At 52.2% G+C, this 21005-nt stretch carries 11 protein-coding genes; 4 read left to right on the forward strand and 7 right to left on the reverse strand.

Annotated elements, in window-relative coordinates:
• Nucleotides 1-81 precede the first annotated feature (81 nt).
• Complete coding sequence (locus tag OGV57_RS17100; RefSeq protein WP_054528696.1) at nucleotides 82-6432, forward strand: adhesion domain-containing protein; 6351 nt, start codon at nucleotides 82-84, stop codon at nucleotides 6430-6432.
• 31 nt (nucleotides 6433-6463) lie between these two features.
• On the opposite strand, the gene xseA is transcribed toward OGV57_RS17100, so the two are convergent.
• Entirely contained in the window at nucleotides 6464-7831 is a 1368-nt protein-coding gene (xseA, locus tag OGV57_RS17105; RefSeq protein ID WP_003838475.1) for an exodeoxyribonuclease VII large subunit, read from the reverse strand.
• Nucleotides 7832-7991: 160 nt separating this feature from the next.
• Between xseA and guaB the strand changes: the two genes are divergently transcribed.
• Entirely contained in the window at nucleotides 7992-9458 is a 1467-nt protein-coding gene (guaB, locus tag OGV57_RS17110) for an IMP dehydrogenase (RefSeq protein WP_003037756.1), read from the forward strand.
• 63 nt (nucleotides 9459-9521) lie between these two features.
• Nucleotides 9522-11099 carry a glutamine-hydrolyzing GMP synthase gene (gene guaA / locus OGV57_RS17115; RefSeq protein WP_003037760.1) on the forward strand — a complete coding sequence of 526 codons (1578 nt, stop codon included), beginning with the start codon at nucleotides 9522-9524 and terminating at the stop codon, nucleotides 11097-11099.
• Between the two features lie 97 nt (nucleotides 11100-11196).
• On the opposite strand, the gene mscS is transcribed toward guaA, so the two are convergent.
• Nucleotides 11197-12075, reverse strand: coding sequence for a small-conductance mechanosensitive channel MscS (gene mscS, locus OGV57_RS17120; RefSeq protein ID WP_054528643.1), 879 nt, complete (start codon nucleotides 12073-12075; stop codon nucleotides 11197-11199).
• A 364-nt stretch (nucleotides 12076-12439) separates the two neighbouring features.
• Complete coding sequence (locus OGV57_RS17125) at nucleotides 12440-12643, reverse strand: YfgG family protein (protein WP_071524479.1); 204 nt, start codon at nucleotides 12641-12643, stop codon at nucleotides 12440-12442.
• Nucleotides 12644-12993: 350 nt separating this feature from the next.
• On the opposite strand from OGV57_RS17125, the gene OGV57_RS17130 reads away from it, so the two are divergent.
• On the forward strand, nucleotides 12994-15264 hold the full coding sequence (locus OGV57_RS17130) for a bifunctional diguanylate cyclase/phosphodiesterase (protein ID WP_008319753.1): 2271 nt from the start codon (nucleotides 12994-12996) through the stop codon (nucleotides 15262-15264).
• Here OGV57_RS17130 and ppx read toward each other — a convergent pair.
• The 4 genes from ppx to purM all read right to left on the reverse strand — a co-directional run bounded on the left by ppx (nucleotide 15244) and on the right by purM (nucleotide 20746).
• Entirely contained in the window at nucleotides 15244-16785 is a 1542-nt protein-coding gene (gene ppx, locus OGV57_RS17135) for an exopolyphosphatase (RefSeq protein WP_003037914.1), read from the reverse strand. The genes OGV57_RS17130 and ppx overlap by 21 nt on opposite strands.
• Nucleotides 16786-16789: 4 nt before the next feature.
• The gene (gene ppk1 / locus OGV57_RS17140) at nucleotides 16790-18856 is read right to left on the reverse strand and encodes a polyphosphate kinase 1 (RefSeq protein WP_003037917.1); all 2067 of its coding nucleotides are present in this window, start codon (nucleotides 18854-18856) and stop codon (nucleotides 16790-16792) included.
• Between the two features lie 214 nt (nucleotides 18857-19070).
• Nucleotides 19071-19712 carry a phosphoribosylglycinamide formyltransferase gene (gene purN, locus OGV57_RS17145; protein WP_003838482.1) on the reverse strand — a complete coding sequence of 214 codons (642 nt, stop codon included), beginning with the start codon at nucleotides 19710-19712 and terminating at the stop codon, nucleotides 19071-19073.
• Complete coding sequence (gene purM, locus OGV57_RS17150) at nucleotides 19709-20746, reverse strand: phosphoribosylformylglycinamidine cyclo-ligase (protein ID WP_048233767.1); 1038 nt, start codon at nucleotides 20744-20746, stop codon at nucleotides 19709-19711. The genes purN and purM overlap by 4 nt, the downstream gene beginning before the upstream one ends.
• Between the last annotated feature and the right edge of the window lie 259 nt (nucleotides 20747-21005).

The raw sequence follows: 21005 nt of genomic DNA on the forward strand, positions 1-21005 counted from the left end.
GCTCGGGGTTAAGCAAAGTGTGTTGAAACGCGAACACAGAATAAATGGGTAGTGACTGCTCAAGGATAGGGGATCTGGCAGGTGAATAAAGTTTATCGCTCTTTACTGGCGTTAGCTCTGTTAATGGGTGCAGTGCCGGTACTTTCTGCACTAAAAAGTGGGGCATGGCAGGAGTTGCGCACAGCTACGGATGCGATAAACGGCACCCCGCCGACGGCGGACAGCGCGTTCGTTCCGGTTTATCAGGGCAGCGTTGTGCTCTCTCCCGGTGAAGCGCACGCTGTGGCCTTCAGCGCGATGCCCCGCGACTTCAGCGTTGACGATTCAGCCAGCGCACTGCAGTTGGCTAATCCGCTCGATACCGAGGGCGATCTGTTCGCCATACCGCCGCTGCGCTGGGAAAGCGAACAGACGCCCGCTATCAGTTTAGTCTGGGCAGATGCCGCCACACCGGATGAACCGCTTAACCCGCAGCCGGTCGCCAATAAAACGTTCTGTGCGCAGAATATGGCCGGCGGGCATTACGTGGTCTGGCCACAACTGGAAGATAGCAGTGCGCTACCCGCGCTTTACCTCATTACGTCGACGGGAACACCGAACAGCAATACGGTTGCTTTAACCGAACAAAAAGTGGCGATTGACGTAGCTACCGCCGTGGGCGAGCCACTGTCACTCAGCGCCGTGCCGATGGACGACACGTTAAAAGCAGCCAAGGTCAAAGCAGGGGAAAGTATCACGCTGACCGTTACCACCCGCGATTGCGCCGGTAACGTGGTGGGCAATACCGCATTTATTATTACCCGCAGCGATGCGCTTAACCGCCAGAACATCGTCAACAATAATGCACCGGTACACGTTGGTGATACGGAACTGACCACCACGGCGACGGAATACCACGGTGTTACGGGCGCTGACGGCAAAGCGACAGTGACCGTCACCCAGGCAAACGGTCCCGGCGTAAAAACTACCCTGACGGTGATGCCGGCAAACAATACGGCGCTAAAAGACAGCGTCGATGTCATTTTCACCACCCTGACCAGCCCGGACAGCGACAAAGCGGCGATGTGGGGGCATATGGAAGAAAGCGCTACGGCAAACGTCGATGGCGTCATCTATACCTTCACGCGTCCAAAACTGGCGGCGGAAACCAGTGGCACTAGTGCTACTTTTGCTGCCAGCAATGAAAGCTGGGCGCAGTTTACCTGGGATAGCGCGGATAACCACTGTGCCATTTTGCCGGATGCCGAACAGCTGGTGGCGCTGCGGGCCGCCCACAGCACCGCGGCGGCCTATCCCGGTTGGCCAATTGATACCTACTGGTCGTCCACGAAAGATCAGCTCGATATTTATCACTACGCTACCAGTATGGGGAGTGGGGCGGTGATACGAGAAAGCAACAGTACGGCTTTACTGGTGAGCTGCGTGGATAAAGCGCTGCCTTTAGCGTATCCACAAATCACGCTTTCTCCCGATGCGCCATACAAGGCGGAAGTCGGTGAGACGATTGATGTGATAGCCAGCGTGGTTGACCGGAATACCAATAAACCGTTGCCTTATCGCTATCTTGAACTGTTTGTCGACCCCGCCTCTAACCGTAAAGGGGAGCATAAAGATGAGTGGGATAATCTGCGGGTCGTTGTCCGTAGTGATGATATGCGTGCATCGTCCCCGGAACACTATACCGGGGTAACGGACGCGAACGGTCAGGTACATTTGTCGTTAAGTCATGACAGTGGGGTAGGGGTAGAAACGCCGATCCGCATTGTGATGGCGGATGATGAAGGCGCAAGCATCACGTTCCCCTTTAATGTGATTTTTACGGTGATAACCAGCCCGGACGTTGACGGGGCGAATATGTATGGCCATATGCAACGGGGTATTGTGGAGAAGGGTAATCTCTACAAGCGTCCGCTATTGGCGTCCGAAACAAGTCATAAAACCGGTCAGCAAAGTGAAAATAGCGAAGAATGGGCCACCTTTGATTCTCTGATCTCTGCCACGAATCAGTGCGGCGCAGGTCAGGTCCCCGACACGGGTTCTCTTGAAACGCTCTACAGCGCACATCCTGATAATAAAATCCTGACAGAACACGGCTGGCCGACGGCGTCTGATGCTTATATGGCCGATGATGCCACGCAGATGGCGTACTTTAATCTGGACGATGGTAGCAAGGGGGTCGGTGGCTCAGCCCACTATTTGACCTGTTCGGCGAATGAGATGGTGTCCCAACTGGAGGTTTATTTCAATGATGATACTTCGTTGCGGTTGCCCGTAGCCAAAACAGGCGATCAAATCAAAATGAACGTCCATTCACAAAATGCGTTGAACGGAGCAACGATAGCGAATGTGAAGTTTTCAGTCACCATGGGGCTCGGCAAAAATCGCAGCGGGATGACCACCGGCTTTACTGACCCAAGTCAGGGGGAATTGCTATTTGACAGCGTTGCCTATGGCGCGGGTACATCTTCAATGACGTATGAGGGGATGACGGATGCGAACGGTGACGCGCAAATTATTCTTGCGCAGCCACGCGGCGTGGGGTTAATCACACAGCTAAGCGTAGTACCGATTGATTCACTGCTGAACTCGCCTATCTCGCGTAGCGTGAAGTTTACCGTTCCGACAAGCCCGGATACGCCAAAAGCCCATATGTGGGGGCATATGGCGGACGTCATAACCGTGGATAATCTCACGTTTGAACGCCCGAAACTGGCGGCAGAGTCAGGGGCAACCCGAACCCAGGATGAAGCGAATGAAACCTGGGCTCGCCTCACACATGCCGATGCGCTGGGAAATACCGCAGCCGGGGGATGTGCGCTTAATCGTCTGCCACGTATCGACCAGCTTACCACTTTGTACAATGCCAACAATGACGGCGAGATACATACGGTTGCCGGATGGCCTGTGGGGCTGGGCTACTGGTCCGTCACGTACGCCAGCCAGTCCAGCTGGCAACAGATATCGTTGTCGGGTGGTGAGGTGACGGCGGGGGGCGATGTTTCGGATTACGTCAGTTGCCTGACCAGCGATAACCCGGCGGCGGCGTCCATCACCATTGAACCGGTGGATGCGTCGCAGTGGTATGACAACAACGTTAATAGTGTACATGCGGTAAGAGTGAAGAAAGGCGAGACGCTACAACTGAAGGTCACGGTGAAAGACGCCAATGGAAACCCTGTGCCGCAAGCGCCTTTTGTCATGAGCCGTGGTGATGGTTTTACCCGACAGAATGTTAAACATGCCGCTGGCAGCGGTGATGGTATTGTGTCGCCGGTGGTCATTGACGGCGAATCTGTTAACGACACGGCGACGAAAATCGGCGGCCTGACGGGCGTGGACGGCAGCAAAATCATCAATGTGACCCGCCCGGATACGCATGGCACTAAAGTGGCGATAACGGCGGCGCTGTACGGCAATGCCAGCGTGAGTGCCAGCCTCGACACCATCTTTACGGTGGTCACCAGCCCCGACTCGGACAAGGCGACGCTGTGGGGGCATATGACGGACACGCTGACGGCGGCAGACGGTACGAACTACCACCGGCCGCAGCTGTACGGGGAGTTAAGCAGCACCAACAATGTGACGAGCTATACGGAAGATAAAGAGGTGTGGGCCGGGTTCTATGGGCCTGATAGCGGTAAGAGCAATCCGGACAGTTGCGCCAAAGGCTACTATCCCACGGTCAGTTCGCTGGATTCTCTGTACAGTAAATATCCTGACAGAAGTATCAAAACAGTGCAGGGCTGGCCTATTGACCGTTCTTACTGGAGCGGCACCTACAGTAGCTCGTTCTCGACTGAAACGTTCTCACGTTATTCGGCAGTTGACCTGGACGATGGCAGCCATCAGACATTATCCGCGACGGACGCTAACGGGAGACAGTACCAGATTTGTTCGGATACGCAGACGGCGCAGGCGGTATTGATTACGCTCACGTCAACGCTGACGCAGGATGCCACTGCGCAGGCGGTGAAGGTAAAAACGGGCGATACCATTCCACTGCTGATCACCACCACCGATGCCGCTGGCAACCCGGTGGGGAATATCCCATTTACCCTTAAACGTGACAAAGGAACAGCCCGTACCACTACTTATACCACCTGGAGTACGCCAACGATGCAACTGACGCAGAGCGGGCAGGCGTCGCAGAGCTGGAGTTTCAACGGAACATACTACGGCGTGACGGGCGCAGACGGTACGCTGGCTGTCGATTTGGCTGAGAGTAGTGGGCCAGGCGTCAAAAACGTGCTGACCGCCGGTCTATATAACAGCACAACGGTTACTGCGTCGCTGCCTGCGGTGTTTACGACAATCACCAGCCCGGACAGCAATAAAGCCAATATGTGGGGTCATATGCCGGAGACTTTCACCGCCAGCAACGGTGCGGAATTTATGCGTCCCAGACTTATGGATGAGCTGGATTCAGCCACTGATACGACTGCCGTTATAGAGAATAATGAAAAGTGGTATACGGTGAAAAACATCGAGAAAGGACGTGGCGCCTGCGCAATGAACCGGATGCCGCGAGCCGCTGATTTGACCTCATTGTCTCAAGGTCATCCGAATGGCGCGTTAGCGACAGATTTAGGCCTCCCGATGATAACGTCGAAATCATGGTGGGCGGGTGATATGGCGATAAAAAGTCAAACCTCGCTGGCGTATCAATATATGAGTCTGAAGGCGGGTGTTATCAACACGAACTCAGCATCGACCGTAAGTAATGTTGCACAATTGTGTCTGACCACGACGTATGAGTCGTTCATCTCCCTTGACTCCAGCGCGTGGGATGAAGAAAAACAGGCTTTTGTGGCGAAAAAAGGCGAGGCGATACCGGTAACCGTAACCGTGACGGACGCAGCCGGCAGGCCGCAGGCGAATACGGTTGTGAGGGTGATGCGCGGCTTTTCATCCTCCCGCAGCAATACATCGGTATCCACCAGTGCGGCAACCATGACGCTCACCCCCACTTCGCCATTGGGGACGGTACTGACCAACTTCACTGGCAACAGTAGCTTGTATGAAGCGACCGGTGAGGATGGTATGTTGCAGTTAACATTAAATCAGGACAATACCACCGGGCTGAAAACGACTATTACCGCCAGCCTGGCAAGTGACAGCCTGGTGAAGGCCAGCAAAGACACCACCTTTACCGTCATTACCAGCCCTGATGTGGCGTCAGCAGATTACTGGGGGCATATGCCGGAGACGGTGCCGGGACCGGATAACGTTGTTTATCAGCGTCCCCACTTGCAGGCAGAAGCACCGTCGGGGGTAGGTTATCTCCTGTACAATAACGAAAAATGGGCCGCGCCGACGCCTGGGCAGGTGCTTTCGACGGATAAATCCGTATGCGGTATTGCGTTTACGCCGATGATGAGCGACCAACAGGCGCTGTATCAGCGTTATCCTCATGGTACGCTGGAAGCGCAGTATGGCTGGCCGGTGAAATCCGATCAGCTCTGGTGGCCGGCTGATTTAAAGTCAGGAAATGCCTATCACACTCTGAACCTGAATACTGGTCAGGTATCCAAGCAGACGAATTCCTCAACGAAAGAGATGCAGGCTTGTCTGGTTGACGCGCGTAATATCCCTGGCTTAATCACGCTGACCTCGACGGTGATGGATGTGGCGAAAGCAGCAGCTGTAGTGAAGAAAGGCGAAGCTATTCCGCTGACGGTGACGGTGAAAGACCGCGCTGGTAATCCAATGCCAAATGAGCCGTTTACCCTGAGTCGATCTGATGCGGAAAGTCGGAACGGTACTGCATACACAGTGAATGGCGCAGACGATTTAACATTGCAGGCGCTGTCTCCTTCGTTGTCAACGACATCAATGACGACAACCAGCGTCGTGTTTAGCGGTGTAACTGGGGCTGACGGTACGGCAACCTTTACGGTGCGCCAGGATGCGAGCCTGGGGTTAAAAACGGCGCTAACGGTTACCGCGACCAATGATGTGTTGCTAGCAACCACCTCAACGCTTGACGTGATATTTACCGTAATAACCAGCCCGGACAGCAACAGCGCCGCTATGTGGGGTCATATGCCGGACACTCTAAGTGTTGATAGCATAACGCTACACCGGCCGTTGCTGTATAGGGAATCCCCTGGAGCAACGGACCAGAGGACGGATAATTATGAATCATGGGCCGGTGTCTATTCTCGAGATACTGGTACTGGCTATGATATGAGCAATAACTGTGGTGGGGTGGCCTATTTCCCGGAAAAAAGTTTACTGGAGAAAATGAGAGACGAACAGATAGCAACAGCTAACGGATGGCCTGTGTCTGTACTGCGTTATGTGAGCCGTACACCTTCGACGTATAACTATTGCGAGGTTTCGTTAAATGAAGGGGGCATCACAAATTGCCCAACAACCCCGACGGGGTCGAATTCGGGCGGGATAGGCTATGGGGCCTGTATTGTGCCGTAAATGCTCACATAGAACGAGGCAAGTAAGAACGTTATTGCGAACGGCGTGGCTTTTTAGTTGGGGTAATGTTGTGAACTTCGCTGGTAATCCAGCCGTCCTCCAGTCGGGTGGTCAGTAGATCGCCCGCTTTCACCTGTTTTACTTTCTTCAGCACCTCTCCATTCTGTGCGGTGGAGACGCTATAGCCGCGCGCTAACGTTGCCAGCGGGCTGACGGCTTCCAGATGGGTGACCGCGTTGCCGAAACGCTCGCGCTGCTCGCTTAGCCGCGCGCGGATATTTTCCGCCAGTCGATATTCCAGTTGCTGCACCCGTGACTGCGCGCGATGAATGCGCGGCTGCGGATTCTGCTGGTTCAGCCGCTGCAGCATGCGCTGCTGACGCTGATTGGCCTGTTTAATTTTATTCTCAAGTGCGAAGTTCATTCTCTGACGCAGTCGTTCCAGCACGGTCTGCTGGCGGGCCAGACGCAGCTGCGGATGCTGCTGTTGCAAGCGGTGATTAAGCTGGGTAAATCGGCGAGTTCGGTTGGCGAGATAGTAATCCATCGCCATTTCCAGACGTTGCTGACCATGCTGAATTTGACGCAGCAGTTCGAGCTGATTGCGGCTGACAATTTCTGCGGCCGCCGACGGCGTTGGCGCGCGGAGGTCGCCGACAAAATCGGCAATGGTCACATCGGTTTCATGGCCGACGGCACTCACCACCGGAATACGGCTGGCAAAAATCGCCCGTGCTACGCGCTCGTCGTTAAAGCTCCACAAATCTTCCAGCGAGCCGCCGCCGCGCCCGACGATTAATACGTCACACTCGCCACGGGCGTTTGCCAGCTCAATTGCGCGCACAATCTGCCCCGGCGCATCGTCGCCCTGGACAGCGGTTGGATAGATAATAACGGGCAGGGAAGGGTCGCGGCGTTTCAATACGTGGAGAATATCGTGTAGCGCTGCCCCGGTTTTCGAGGTTATCACCCCGACGCAGTGGGCCGGTGAGGGCAGCGTTTTTTTGAACTGCTGATCGAACAGCCCTTCAGCCTGTAGTTTGGCCTTCAGTTGCTCATACTTCTGTTGCAACAGACCTTCACCCGCAGGCTGCATGCTCTCAACAATTATCTGGTAGTCCCCACGCGGCTCATACAATGTAATGTTGGCGCGCACCAGCACCTGTTGCCCGTGCTGCGGGCGGAACGTTACCCGGCGGTTGCTGTTGCGAAACATCGCGCAGCGAACCTGAGCGGTGTCATCTTTGAGCGTGAAGTACCAGTGACCGGAGGACGGCTGAGTGAAATTGGAGATTTCACCGCTGATCCACACTTGCCCCATTTCCTGCTCAAGCAGCAAACGAACCGTCTGATTCAGGCGGCTTACGGTAAAAATTGAGGTGGTCTGAGAGGATAACATGTGAGCGGGATCAAATTCTAAATCAGCAGGTTATTCAGTCGAAAGTAACATGCTCACAGAGGAGCGCAAGGTTTTTTTGCAAAAAAGTGTGGATGCAATCGGTTACGCTCTGTATAATGCCGCGGCAATATTTAATAACCTCCCAGGTGAGATATTGCCCATGCTACGTATCGCAAAAGAAGCCCTGACGTTTGACGACGTCCTCCTCGTTCCCGCTCATTCTACCGTTCTGCCGAATACTGCTGACCTCAGCACCCAGTTGACGAAAACCATTCGCCTGAACATTCCTATGCTCTCCGCAGCAATGGACACCGTGACGGAAGCGCGCCTGGCAATTGCCCTGGCCCAGGAAGGCGGCATCGGTTTTATCCACAAAAACATGTCCATCGAGCGCCAGGCTGAAGAAGTTCGCCGCGTGAAGAAACACGAATCTGGCGTGGTAACTGACCCACAGACCGTACTGCCAACCACTACTCTGCGCGAAGTGAAAGAACTGACCGAGCGTAACGGCTTTGCAGGCTACCCGGTGGTGACTGAAGATAACGAACTGGTCGGTATCATCACCGGCCGTGACGTGCGTTTTGTGACTGACCTGAACCAGCCGGTTAGCGTATATATGACGCCAAAAGAGCGTCTGGTGACCGTTCGTGAAGGCGAAGCGCGCGATGTCGTTTTCGCCAAAATGCACGAAAAACGCGTTGAGAAAGCGCTGGTTGTTGATGACAGCTTCCATCTGCTCGGTATGATCACCGTTAAAGATTTCCAGAAAGCTGAACGTAAACCTAACGCCTGTAAAGACGAGCATGGTCGTCTGCGCGTGGGCGCTGCGGTTGGCGCGGGCGCAGGTAACGAAGAGCGTGTTGACGCGCTGGTTGCCGCGGGCGTTGACGTACTGCTGATTGACTCCTCTCACGGCCACTCTGAAGGCGTACTGCAGCGTATTCGTGAAACTCGCGCTAAATATCCTGATCTGCAGATTATCGGCGGTAACGTTGCTACGGGCGCAGGTGCTCGCGCGTTGGCTGAAGCTGGCTGCAGCGCTGTTAAAGTGGGTATTGGCCCTGGCTCCATTTGTACTACCCGTATCGTGACCGGCGTCGGTGTTCCGCAGATCACCGCCGTTTCTGATGCCGTTGAAGCGCTGGAAGGCACCGGTATTCCGGTTATCGCCGATGGCGGTATTCGTTTCTCCGGCGACATCGCTAAAGCGATTGCTGCTGGTGCTGCCGCAGTGATGGTTGGTTCCATGCTGGCGGGTACTGAAGAATCCCCGGGCGAAATCGAACTGTACCAGGGCCGTTCTTACAAATCTTACCGCGGTATGGGTTCTCTGGGCGCGATGTCCAAAGGGTCTTCTGACCGTTACTTCCAGAGCGATAACGCCGCTGACAAACTGGTCCCGGAAGGTATCGAAGGCCGCGTAGCCTATAAAGGTCGCCTGAAAGAGATCATTCACCAGCAGATGGGCGGCCTGCGCTCCTGTATGGGGCTGACCGGCTGTGGTACTATCGACGCGCTGCGAACGAAAGCAGAGTTTGTACGCATCAGCGGTGCGGGTATTCAGGAAAGTCACGTTCACGATGTGACCATCACCAAAGAGTCCCCTAACTACCGCATGGGCTCCTGATAAGTTTCCGCGCCCGGCTATATGCCGGGCGAATTTGTTTCACTTGCCTCGGAATTAGCGTCAATGACAGACAATATTCATAAACATCGCATTCTCATCCTCGATTTTGGCTCGCAGTACACTCAGCTGGTTGCACGTCGCGTACGTGAACTGGGCGTCTACTGTGAACTGTGGGCATGGGATGTTACGGAAGCACAAATTCGCGAATTCAACCCAAGCGGTATTATTCTTTCCGGTGGCCCGGAAAGTACCACTGAAGAAAACAGCCCGCGTGCGCCGGAATACGTTTTCAATGCGGGCGTGCCGGTGTTCGGCGTGTGCTACGGCATGCAGACCATGGCAATGCAGCTCGGTGGTCATGTTGAAGGTTCTAACGAACGTGAATTCGGCTATGCGCAGGTTGAAGTTCAGACCGACAGCGCGCTTGTCCGCGGTATTGAAGACTCCCTGACCGCAGACGGCAAACCGTTGCTGGATGTGTGGATGAGCCACGGCGACAAAGTGACTGCCATTCCGGAAGGTTTCGTGACCGTTGCCAGCACCGACAGCTGCCCGTTTGCTATCATGGCGCACGAAGAAAAACGCTTCTATGGCGTGCAGTTCCACCCGGAAGTTACCCACACCCGTCAGGGCATGCGCATGCTGGAGCGTTTTGTGCGCGATATCTGCCAGTGTGAAGCGCTGTGGACGCCGGCAAAAATTATCGATGACGCCGTTGCCCGCATTCGTGAGCAGGTTGGCAATGACAAAGTTATCCTCGGTCTGTCCGGTGGCGTTGACTCCTCTGTGACTGCGATGCTGTTGCACCGTGCGATCGGTAAAAACCTGACCTGCGTGTTCGTCGACAACGGTCTGCTGCGCCTGAACGAAGCCCAGCAGGTAATGGATATGTTTGGTGACCATTTCGGCCTGAACATCGTTCACGTTGAAGGCGAACAGCGTTTCCTCGACGCGCTGAAAGGCGAGAACGACCCGGAAGCCAAACGTAAGATCATCGGCCGCGTATTCGTTGAAGTGTTCGACGAAGAAGCGCTGAAGCTGGAAGACGTTAAGTGGCTGGCACAGGGAACTATCTATCCGGACGTGATCGAATCCGCGGCATCTGCCACCGGTAAAGCGCACGTTATCAAATCTCACCACAACGTGGGCGGTTTGCCGAAAGAGATGAAGATGGGGCTGGTTGAGCCGCTGCGTGAGCTGTTCAAAGACGAAGTGCGTAAAATCGGTCTGGAGCTGGGCCTGCCGTACGACATGCTGTACCGTCACCCGTTCCCGGGACCGGGGCTGGGGGTACGTGTGCTTGGCGAAGTGAAGAAAGAGTACTGCGACCTGCTGCGTCGCGCGGATGCTATCTTCATTGAAGAACTGCACAAAGCTGACCTGTACAACAAAGTCAGCCAGGCGTTCACCGTGTTCCTGCCGGTACGTTCCGTTGGCGTCATGGGCGATGGCCGTAAGTACGACTGGGTTGTTTCCCTGCGTGCAGTAGAAACCATCGACTTTATGACCGCGCACTGGGCGCACCTGCCGTATGATTTCTTAGGCCGCGTCTCTAACCGCATCATTAACGAAGTGAACGGCATTTCCCGCGTTGTGTATGATATCAGCGGTAAGCCACCGGCTACCATTGAGTGGGAATAATAGCCCTTTCTGTTAGCGGTTTCTGAACCGGTAATATGTAAAAAAACCCTCTTTTTATAGAGGGTTTTTTATTGCGCTCATACCGAAGCGCTGTGAATTAATCAACCAACTGTAGCTGGGGTTGAGATTGGGGGGCTACGTTCTCAACGCGAATATCCATCTGCGGATACGGCAGGGAGATATGGTTGGCGTCCAGGGCTTCTTTAATGTTTTCCAGCAGATCGTAATAGGTATTCCAGTATTCGATGTTGGGCACCCATACGCGGACGTAAAAATTCAATGCTGAAGCGCCCAGTTCGCCCAGACGAACGGTTACCCCACGTTGCTTATCGATGCGGGTATCCTGCTCGATAATATGGTTAATCACGCGCTTAACGTCGGCTATCCGGCTCTGATAGCCGACGCCAATCACCAGATCGATACGGCGGAAAGGGTGGCGGGAATAGTTAATGATATTGTCAGCGATGATCTTACCGTTTGGAATGACCACTTCTTTGCTGTCGGCGGTGAGCAAGGTGGTGGAGAAAATATGCACCTTTTCCACCGTTCCGGTAACTGCCCCAATTTGTACCACTTCTCCGGCGCGGAATGGACGCAGGGAGACCAATAATACGCCAGCGGCAAAGTTGGAAAGCGATCCTTGTAGCGCGAGTCCAATGGCCAACCCGGCGGCACCAATGACGGCAATAATGGAGGATGTTTCGATACCGACGCGACCCAATGCGGCAACAACGGCAAAGGCGAGGGTAATGTAACGTACCAGCGCGGTGAAGAACTGGATAATGGTTCGGTCAACTTTACGTTTTAACAGTAATTTTTCCAGACCACTGGAGATCAGGCGAGAGACAAATTTACCGATAAACAGTAAAATTACGGCTGCAACGATATTCCAGCCGAATTGAATAACCGCATCGCTGTGTCCAGCGATCCATTCAAGACCGCTGCTTATTTTCGGAAATAATGAAAAACCACTCATGGTATTACCCTGTAGAATTTAAAATGGTAATGATTCAAATAAGCATTTAATTTCATACACAATATTAATGCTTTCACCTGTGATATTTTCTGGTGATATTAATTGACGTCTATTTGAACACAGTGTGTCTTTTTATACCCAGTAAATCGGAACGTAAAAATGAACGCGAATGGTGCGGTGAAGTGGGATTAAAAGATTGTGAATTTGTGCGAAAAACACGGTCTATTATCCGATAACTCCGTGCGTGTGGTGGGTAAGGCAGCGTATTGTTTCATCACTCAAATCCCTTACCGGATGGTTAAATGTCAGGCGATTAGCCATCCGGTAAGGAATCTTAATGCTGAGATATTACAGGCGCGAGCGATCAGCGCACGTCGGTTTGAGCAGGAGATGCCTGTTGCGGCTGGGTGATCTGCTGAGAGTCTTTTTTGTTCTGGTGGTGGTGCCACGCACCTATAGCGGAGTAGACGAAGCGTCCGAAGAAGAAGAGAAAGCTGATAAGCAGTACGATCCGGATCATGCGACTATTAAATCGGTGTCGTTTGCGTAGGCTGGTAACCTGGCTCACAAAAGGTTCCTTGTAGTGTACCCAACTGAGGGCGATACTCACATTAAGGCATACTGTGAGGCAATGGTCAATTTTTCGTTATGTAAAATTGCTTCAGTTGTTTTATCCTCATATGTTATGAAAATTAATATTATTATTTGCATTAATAATGAATTAACGATAAGGAACGATGAAAATAGTAATAATTGATTAATGAGGGGCTTTTTTTTTGATATATATCAAACGTCACCCTTTACTGATAACTAAAATCGATGAGACATAGTGATGTATTTAACTTCATCGTTTTAGAGTCAGGTGGGATGCCTGTCTGAATACCCCCTGCAGGATGTGCGGGATTCTACTGAGCATCTATGAAACTCAATAAAAATTATATTTGTATGAGAGATAGATGGTGGGCGTTACCTCTCATCATACCATCTTTGCTGTTGCCTATATTGAGCACTGCCAATACCTATGCCCATATTAGTACTGGGACCGTAATTCTTTTCTACATGCCTTTGGCGTTGATGATTAGCCTGATGCTATTTTTTGGCTGGGCGGCATTGCCGGGAATTATCATTTCCATTATCTGCTACAAATATCCGCAGGTTGGGTTATTTGAAACGCTCTCAATAATTTCGCACTTTATTGTAACGATAGTGCTGAGTTGGGGAGGGTATAAAGTATTTGCACCCCGGCGGAACAACGTATCTCACGGTAACTCCCACCTGATGTTTCAGCGCATGTTTTGGCAGGTCTTCTGCCCAGCGACGCTGTTTCTGATCCTCTTCCAGTTTGCCGCATTTGTGGGCGTTTATGAGAGTAAATCCGGCATGGTGGGGGTTATGCCCTTTAATACTGGCACGTTGATCAACTATCAGGCTATGCTGGTCGGGAATCTGATTGGGGTTCCTTTGTGCTACTTTATTATTCGCACGATCCGCAACCCTTTGCATGTCAGAGGCTATTTTTCTCAATTAAAGCAGCAGTTTGATACCAAAGTTACCAAAACTGAGTTTGCGGTCTGGCTGATTATATTGGCTGTACTTATGGCATTGCTGTGTATGCCGTTAAATGAACAAAGCTCAATATTCAGCACAAATTATACTCTGTCGTTGTTGCTACCTGTCATGCTCTGGGGAGCAATGCGTTACGGTTACAGATTTATTTCGCTGATATGGTCTGTCGTACTTATTACCGCAATTCATTATTACCAGCGCTATATGCCCTGGTATTCTGGCTACGATACCCAGCTTGCCATTACCTCATCGAGTTATCTTGTTTTCTCCTTCATCGTGAACTTCATTGCCGTACTGGCAACGCGCCAACGCTTTGTTACCCGGCGCAACCATCGTCTGGCATTCTTTGATCCGATGGTGCATCTGCCAAATTTGCGCGCATTGAACCGGGATTTGAAAAAAACGCCATGGTCAGTGCTCTGCTTTTTGCGTGTTCCGGGCATGGAGCTACTGGTAAAAAATTACGGCATTATGCTGCGTATCCAGTACAAGCAAAAACTCTCACAGTGGATAACGCCACTGTTGGCACAGGATGAGCATGTCTATCAGTTATCGGGTAATGACTTAGTTTTGCGTTTTAACACTGAGTCGTATCAGGAGCGCATTGAAGCCCTGGACAGGCATATCAAGCAGTTCCGTTTTATTTGGGATGGCATGCTTTTACAGCCGCAGGTGGGGATCAGTTTTTGCTGTGTCCGTTCTCCTGTTAACCATATCTATCTGTTACTGGGAGAGTTAAGCACCATTGCCGAGCTTTCTCTGGCGACCAATTCACCAGAGAACTTGCAGCGCCGAGGCGTCATGCACTTGCAACGTGACCTGAAAGATAAGGTTGCGATGATGAATCGTCTACAGCTGGCGTTGGAGCACAATCGTTTTTTCCTGATGGCGCAGCCGATTTTTGGCGTACGCGGCGACGTTTATCATGAAATCCTGCTGCGCCTTGAGGGAGATGACGGTGAAACCATCCCGCCTGATTGCTTCTTGCCGATCGCGCATGAGTTTGGCTTGTCGTCCAGCATCGATATGTGGGTGATTGAAAATACGCTGAAGTTTATGGCACAGAATCGGGAAAAAATGCCCGCCCGTCGGTTTGCCATTAACTTGTCACCCACGTCGATATGTCGCGCCCGACTTCCGCATGACATCAACCAGCTACTGGTTAAGTACAAGGTTGAAGCGTGGCAGTTGATTTTTGAAGTCACGGAAAGCAACGCCTTAACCAATGCGGAACAGGCACAGGCAACGTTACTGCAGCTGCAATCACTGGGCTGTCAGATTGCGATTGATGATTTTGGGACGGGTTACGCCAGCTATGCGCGGCTGAAGAATGTGAGTGCCGATATCCTGAAAATTGATGGCAGCTTTATTCGCAGTATCGTTTCGAATAGCCTCGACTACCAAATCGTGGCCTCTATTTGCCATCTGGCTCGGATGAAAAGAATGCTGGTGGTTGCAGAGTACGTCGAAAGTGAAGAAATACGCAGTGCGGTAATTTCGCTGGGGATTGACTACATGCAGGGGTACTTGATTGGTAAACCACAGCCATTGCATGAAACGCTGGAAGAACAGGCGCCAGACGCGCTGGCACCTGTTCTGAGTTTATGCGGCGATATCGGGTGAGGTTTCTTCTTCAATTTTGAGACGCCAGCCGGTTACGCCCTCCCAGTATTGCTGCTCTTTTTCCAGATCGAGCAGCACCAGCGCATTTTGGCTAAACCAGTCATGCGGGAAACGTAAGGTCCAGTGGTTGTCGTCGGTTATCAGAGTCAGGGTTGGCGGCGTGGTGGTCGCCTGACGCTGATTATTCAGCAGCACGCCCAGGCGTAACAGTTGAATTAACGGCAGAAACTGTTTTTTCTTGAACAGTGTAAAGCGGGGCAAGTCATCCAGTTTCACCGCTTTGCGATGATAACGAACTAATGTTGCCATCATCAGTTGTTGTTCCTGATTAAACCCCGGTAAATCGCTGTTTTGTAAGATATAAGCAGAGTGGCGATGTAAGCCGCTGTGGTTGATGTTCAGCCCAACCTCATGCAGCATCGCTGCCCAGCGCAGTAATGCTTCCAGTTGAGGATTGGCCAGTTTGGGCTGTTGCGTATGCCACTGGTCGTACATTTGCATCGTTGTTTCCAGCACGCGCCGGGCCTGTTCACTGTCAATGTTGTACTGGTTCGCCAGACTACTGGCGGTACGACTACGAACGTCCTGGTGGCGAAAACGTCCTTCCATCTCGTACAGTACGCCTTCGCGTAGCGCGCCATCAGAAAGGCGAAGTTCGCGGATAGCCAGCGCGTCAAAAACGCCGCACAGAATCGCGAGCCCAGGAACAAATACCGCTTTTCGCTCCTCTGACAGCCCCGGCAGGCTGAGCGCATCAAATGACGCATGCTTCAGCACTTCAGATGTCAGTTTGTCCAGGCGTTCGGGGGTGATAAAACCGTCTTTTTCACCCATCTCCAGCAGCACTTCGTGTGCCGCTTTAATCGTGCCTGACGCGCCCATTGCGACGTTCCAGCCCTGAATGCGAAACTGCCACGTTAAAGTTTCAAGCTTTTGCGCTGCCGCCATGCGGGCACGCTGGAAGTTTTCCCGGCTGATAACACCGCCCGGGAAATACATCTGGGCAAAACTGACGCAGCCCATACGGCGGCTTTCGACCAGCTTGGGTTCGAAATCTTCGCCGATCACCAGTTCTGTTGAGCCACCGCCGATATCGATAACCAGCTTGCGGCCTTTTTCCGGCTGAGTATGCTCCACGCCCATAAAAATCAGTCGGGCTTCTTCGTTACCGGAGATAATCTCAATCGGGTAGGGGATGACTTTTTCCGCTCGCTTGAGAAAATCGGTCGCATTCAGCGCCTGACGCAAAGTATGGGTTCCCACGATGCATACGCTTGACGGGGGAAAGCCCTGCAGGCGTTCGGCGAACAGCGACAGGCAGCTTAATCCGCGTTCCATTGCCTCTTCGCTCAGCTTGTTATCTTCGCCGAGACCATCCGCCAGATGAACGCGCTGTTTCAGCCGCCCGATAATCTGCATTGCGCCATCAACCACGCGGGCAATGACCATATGGAAACTGTTTGAACCAAGGTCGACCGCAGCAAATTCCTGCGGTCGTGGAGTCTTGTCGTGTATTGGCATATCTTTAGTCAGGTTGCTCGAGTGATTTGATGTAGTCGTAAATCGCCAATTGTGACTGAACCTTACGGCGGTTTCCGCGTGGTACGTAGCGATTACTGAGTTCTTTATCGATGAAGCGGGCCTTCACCGTGTCGCTGAACAGGATATCGATAATATCCAGCACGCGCTGCTTAAGGCGCGGGTCAAGAAGCGGTGTAGCAACTTCGATACGATAATCGATGTTTCTTGTCATCCAGTCTGCGGAGGAGAGATACACCTGCTTGTCGCCCCCGTTCTCGAAGATGTAGACCCGGTCATGTTCAAGATAGCGATCAACGATGCTGATAACACGAATATTGTCGCTAATGCCTTCCAGGTTCGGGATCAGAGAGCACATACCGCGAATCAACAAATTAACCGGTACGCCTGAGCTTGAGGCCGCATAGAGACGATCAACCAGGCCTTTATCGACCAGGTTGTTCAGTTTTAGCGTGATACCGGAAGGCTGGCCTTGCTGCGCATTGGCGATCTCTTTGTCGATCATCGCGTACAGCAGACGGCGTGAGTTCTGCGGAGAAACCAGCAGATAATCGAACGTCACCGGACGATACGGGTTTTCGATGAAGTTGAACACCCGACGCACTTCGTTGGTGATGCGTGAATCAGCGGTCAGCAACGAGTAGTCGGTGTACAGCCGCGCCGTTTTTTCGTTGAAGTTGCCCGTCCCGATATGCGCATAGCGCACGACTTCATCACCTTCTTTACGCGAGATAAGGAACAGTTTGGCGTGAATTTTCAGACCCGGCGCGGAGAAGATGACGTGAACGCCCGCTTCGGTCAGACGCTTGGCCCAATGAATGTTGGCTTCTTCATCAAAGCGCGCCTGCAATTCCACTACCACGGTGACTTTTTTACTGTTATGCGCGGCATGGATCATCGCGTCGATGATGCGCGAGTCTTTTGCCACACGGTAGATGTTGATCTTTATCGCCAGCACGCTCGGGTCGAAAGACGCCTGGCGCAACAGTTCAAGAACGTGCTCAAAGGTGTGATACGGGTAATACAGCAGCACATCGCGCTCGCGGATTGCATCAAATCCGTTACGGAATTTCTCATTGTCGAACCAGATGTGGCGCAGACGCGGCAGCGGCTTATTAACCAGGTTGGCTTTGCCAACGTTGGGGAAGTTAATAAAGTCTTTGAAGTTATGGTAACGCCCGCCGGGAACAATTGAGTCGTAGCGAGAAATCGTCAGTTTTTCACGTAGCACCTCGACCAACGCATTGGGCATGTCGCGCTGATAGACAAAGCGTACAGGTTCTGCGGTCAGACGCTGTTTCAGGCTGGAGGACATCAGCTCCATCAGGCTCGATTCCATCTCGTGCACCAAATCGTATTCGGCGTCACGGGTCATTTTCATCGAATAGGCGTTAAGTGCGTCGTAATCAAAGAACCCTTTGAAAATATCGTCAAGGCAATAACGTAAAATGTTGTCCAACAGGATCATCGGCTTGCGACGACGCGGAGTTTCCGGCGGCAGATTCACAAAACGGGGAACCTTGTCAGAAGGGATTTCCAGCAGCGCGTAGCGGATTGTATCGCCGCGGATAATCTCTACCGCCAGATATGTGTAGTCATCTTTCAAAAACTGGACTAAATCCGTCTCGCGGTTAATCAGGATCGGCGTGATGTGCTGGCGAAGATATTGCTTGAAGTAATGACGCAACCAGCTCTGCTGATTGGCCGATAGCTGGCGTTCATTGATTAAGAAAATCTGATTGCGCGCCATCTCCAGCAGCAACTCGTTGTACAGACCGTCAAATTCCTGATCGGCTTTTAATACGCGGGCCTGGATTTTGCCTAACAGATGGCGGGAGTGAGAGTTTGAACCCTGTTCTTCGCTAATAATGATTCGGCGCTTCAGTTCGGCAAAACGAACCTTATAAAACTCGTCGAGGTTATTGGAATAGATGCCTAAGAAACGCATCCGTTCGATCAACGGGTTTGACTTATCAGCAGCTTCCTGGAGTACGCGTTCGTTGAACGCTAACCAACTGAGTTCTTTCTCGATGTATAGCTTTTCCTGACCCATTACCACTTTTACTCCGTTTCATTCACGGGACACTACCGATTTATTATGGCGAGCATTGCTCTCAGATGTCCAACTGTGCCAGAAAAATATGACAATAAACCGTCTGATAGCAAAGAGAAAGGGGGAGCGTAGATGAATACCGGTGGTATTAACCGGAAAAGGTAGTTATGCCTGTAAGCCGGATGGTGACATGCGGCTTACAGGTTGAATTTTATTATTCGTCGGCGGCGTAGCCTTGCGGCGGTAGGCGGATGCCATCCAGCCATGCAGCGTTATCACGCATTTTCAGGCGACCATCAATAAACCAGCTTACCACCAGTGGGTAAATGGTATGTTCCTGAGCCTGAACCCGCGCCGTGACATCATCTTCGCTGTCGCCTTCAAATACCGGAACTTTGGCCTGGAGAATAACCGGTCCGCCGTCCAGTTCATCAGTGACGAAGTGGACGGAGGTACCATGCTCTTCATCGCCGTTTTCCAGTACCTGGCGGTGCGTATGCAGGCCGGGATATTTTGGCAATAAAGACGGGTGGATATTCAGCAATCGTTCAGAATAGTGCGCGACAAACGCCGGGCTGAGGATGCGCATATAACCGGCCAGCACCACTACATCCGGCGCCCAGGCGTCAATTTCTTGCATCAGTTGGCGGTCGAAGGCTTCGCGACTGGCAAACTGGGCGGCTTCCAGCGAGTGTGCCGGAATATTCGCTTCGCGTGCGCGCTCAAGGCCGAACGCATCGGCCTTGTTACTGAATACTGCACGTATGGTGCCATTGATTTTTTTCTGTTCACAGGCGTCTATTATCGCCTGCAAATTGCTTCCGTTACCGGAAATGAGCACCACAATGTTTTTCATTCAATGACCACACGCTGTTCGGAATCAGAAGCTTTGATGATACCGATTTTCCATGCGTTTTCACCTTTCTCATTGAGCAAAGTCAGGGCTTTGTCCACTTCCGGAGCTGGCAGGGCGATAACCATACCTACGCCGCAGTTAAAGGTGCGATACATCTCATGCTGGCTGACGTTACCCGCCGTTTGCAGCCAGTTGAAGACGGCTGGCCACTGCCAGGAAGACTCGTCGATCACGGCCTGCGTGTTGTCTGGCAGAACGCGTGGAATATTTTCCCAGAAGCCGCCGCCGGTCAGGTGGGCAATGGCGTGCACATCAACCTTCTCGATCAGTTCCAGAATGGATTTTACGTAAATGCGGGTCGGAGCCAGCAAGTGATCGGCCAGCGACTTGCCTTCAAGCTCGGTGGTTTCCGGGTCACAACCGCTGACTTCAACGATTTTACGCACCAGAGAGTAACCGTTAGAGTGTGGACCGCTGGAGCCGAGCGCAATCAGTACGTCGCCGTCAGCCACTTTAGAACCGTCGATAATCTCTGATTTCTCGACGACGCCAACACAGAAACCTGCCACGTCGTAATCTTCGCCGTGGTACATCCCCGGCATTTCAGCTGTTTCCCCACCGACCAGCGCACAGCCAGACTGCAGGCAGCCTTCGGCAATCCCGTTAATGACGCTGGCTGCGGTGTCCACATCCAGTTTGCCGGTTGCATAGTAGTCGAGGAAGAACAGCGGCTCAGCGCCCTGAACCACGAGGTCGTTGACGCACATTGCGACGAGGTCAATGCCGATAGTGTCGTGGCGTTTCAGATCCATCGCCAGACGCAGTTTTGTACCAACGCCATCAGTGCCGGAAACCAGTACCGGTTCACGATATTTTTGCGGCAATGCGCACAGCGCACCGAAGCCACCCAGACCACCCATAACTTCCGGACGACGCGTTTTCTTTACTACGCCTTTGATTCGATCAACCAGAGCATTACCTGCATCAATATCAACACCGGCATCTTTGTAGCTAAGAGAGGTTTTATCGGTCACTGCCTGCTTCCCCACATGTTTACTTGCAGTAAAAGTTAAATTCGGCGCAATTCTAACAGGGAAAGCAAACGTTTGCGAGCCTGCTCTGCATCAAGTTTTATCTGCTGGTTTTTTCAGCATTTTACAATCATTTATCTATTTGTTTGAACTGCGCCACGAAAATGAAACCGGGTACAGTCTTGTGCTTGAAACCTACCAGCCGAATGCACAGTATCGTACTGAAACCGGTTTCTGTTTTTTGTTGCGGGCCTCATTTGGA

The organism is Citrobacter sp. Cf087 (assembly GCF_030334285.1).
GTDB classification, from domain to species: Bacteria; Pseudomonadota; Gammaproteobacteria; order Enterobacterales; family Enterobacteriaceae; genus Citrobacter; species Citrobacter freundii.

Bases quoted from the DNA above. Each gene is read 5' to 3' on its own strand.
- guaA (WP_003037760.1), top strand. From the start codon at position 9,522: ATGACAGACAATATTCATAAACATCGCATTCTCATCCTCGATTTTGGC.
- purN (WP_003838482.1), bottom strand. From the start codon at position 19,712: ATGAAAAACATTGTGGTGCTCATTTCCGGTAACGGAAGCAATTTGCAG.
- guaB (WP_003037756.1), top strand. From the start codon at position 7,992: ATGCTACGTATCGCAAAAGAAGCCCTGACGTTTGACGACGTCCTCCTC.
- xseA (WP_003838475.1), bottom strand. From the start codon at position 7,831: ATGTTATCCTCTCAGACCACCTCAATTTTTACCGTAAGCCGCCTGAAT.
- ppx (WP_003037914.1), bottom strand. From the start codon at position 16,785: ATGCCAATACACGACAAGACTCCACGACCGCAGGAATTTGCTGCGGTC.
- ppk1 (WP_003037917.1), bottom strand. From the start codon at position 18,856: ATGGGTCAGGAAAAGCTATACATCGAGAAAGAACTCAGTTGGTTAGCG.
- mscS (WP_054528643.1), bottom strand. From the start codon at position 12,075: ATGAGTGGTTTTTCATTATTTCCGAAAATAAGCAGCGGTCTTGAATGG.
- OGV57_RS17130 (WP_008319753.1), top strand. From the start codon at position 12,994: ATGAAACTCAATAAAAATTATATTTGTATGAGAGATAGATGGTGGGCG.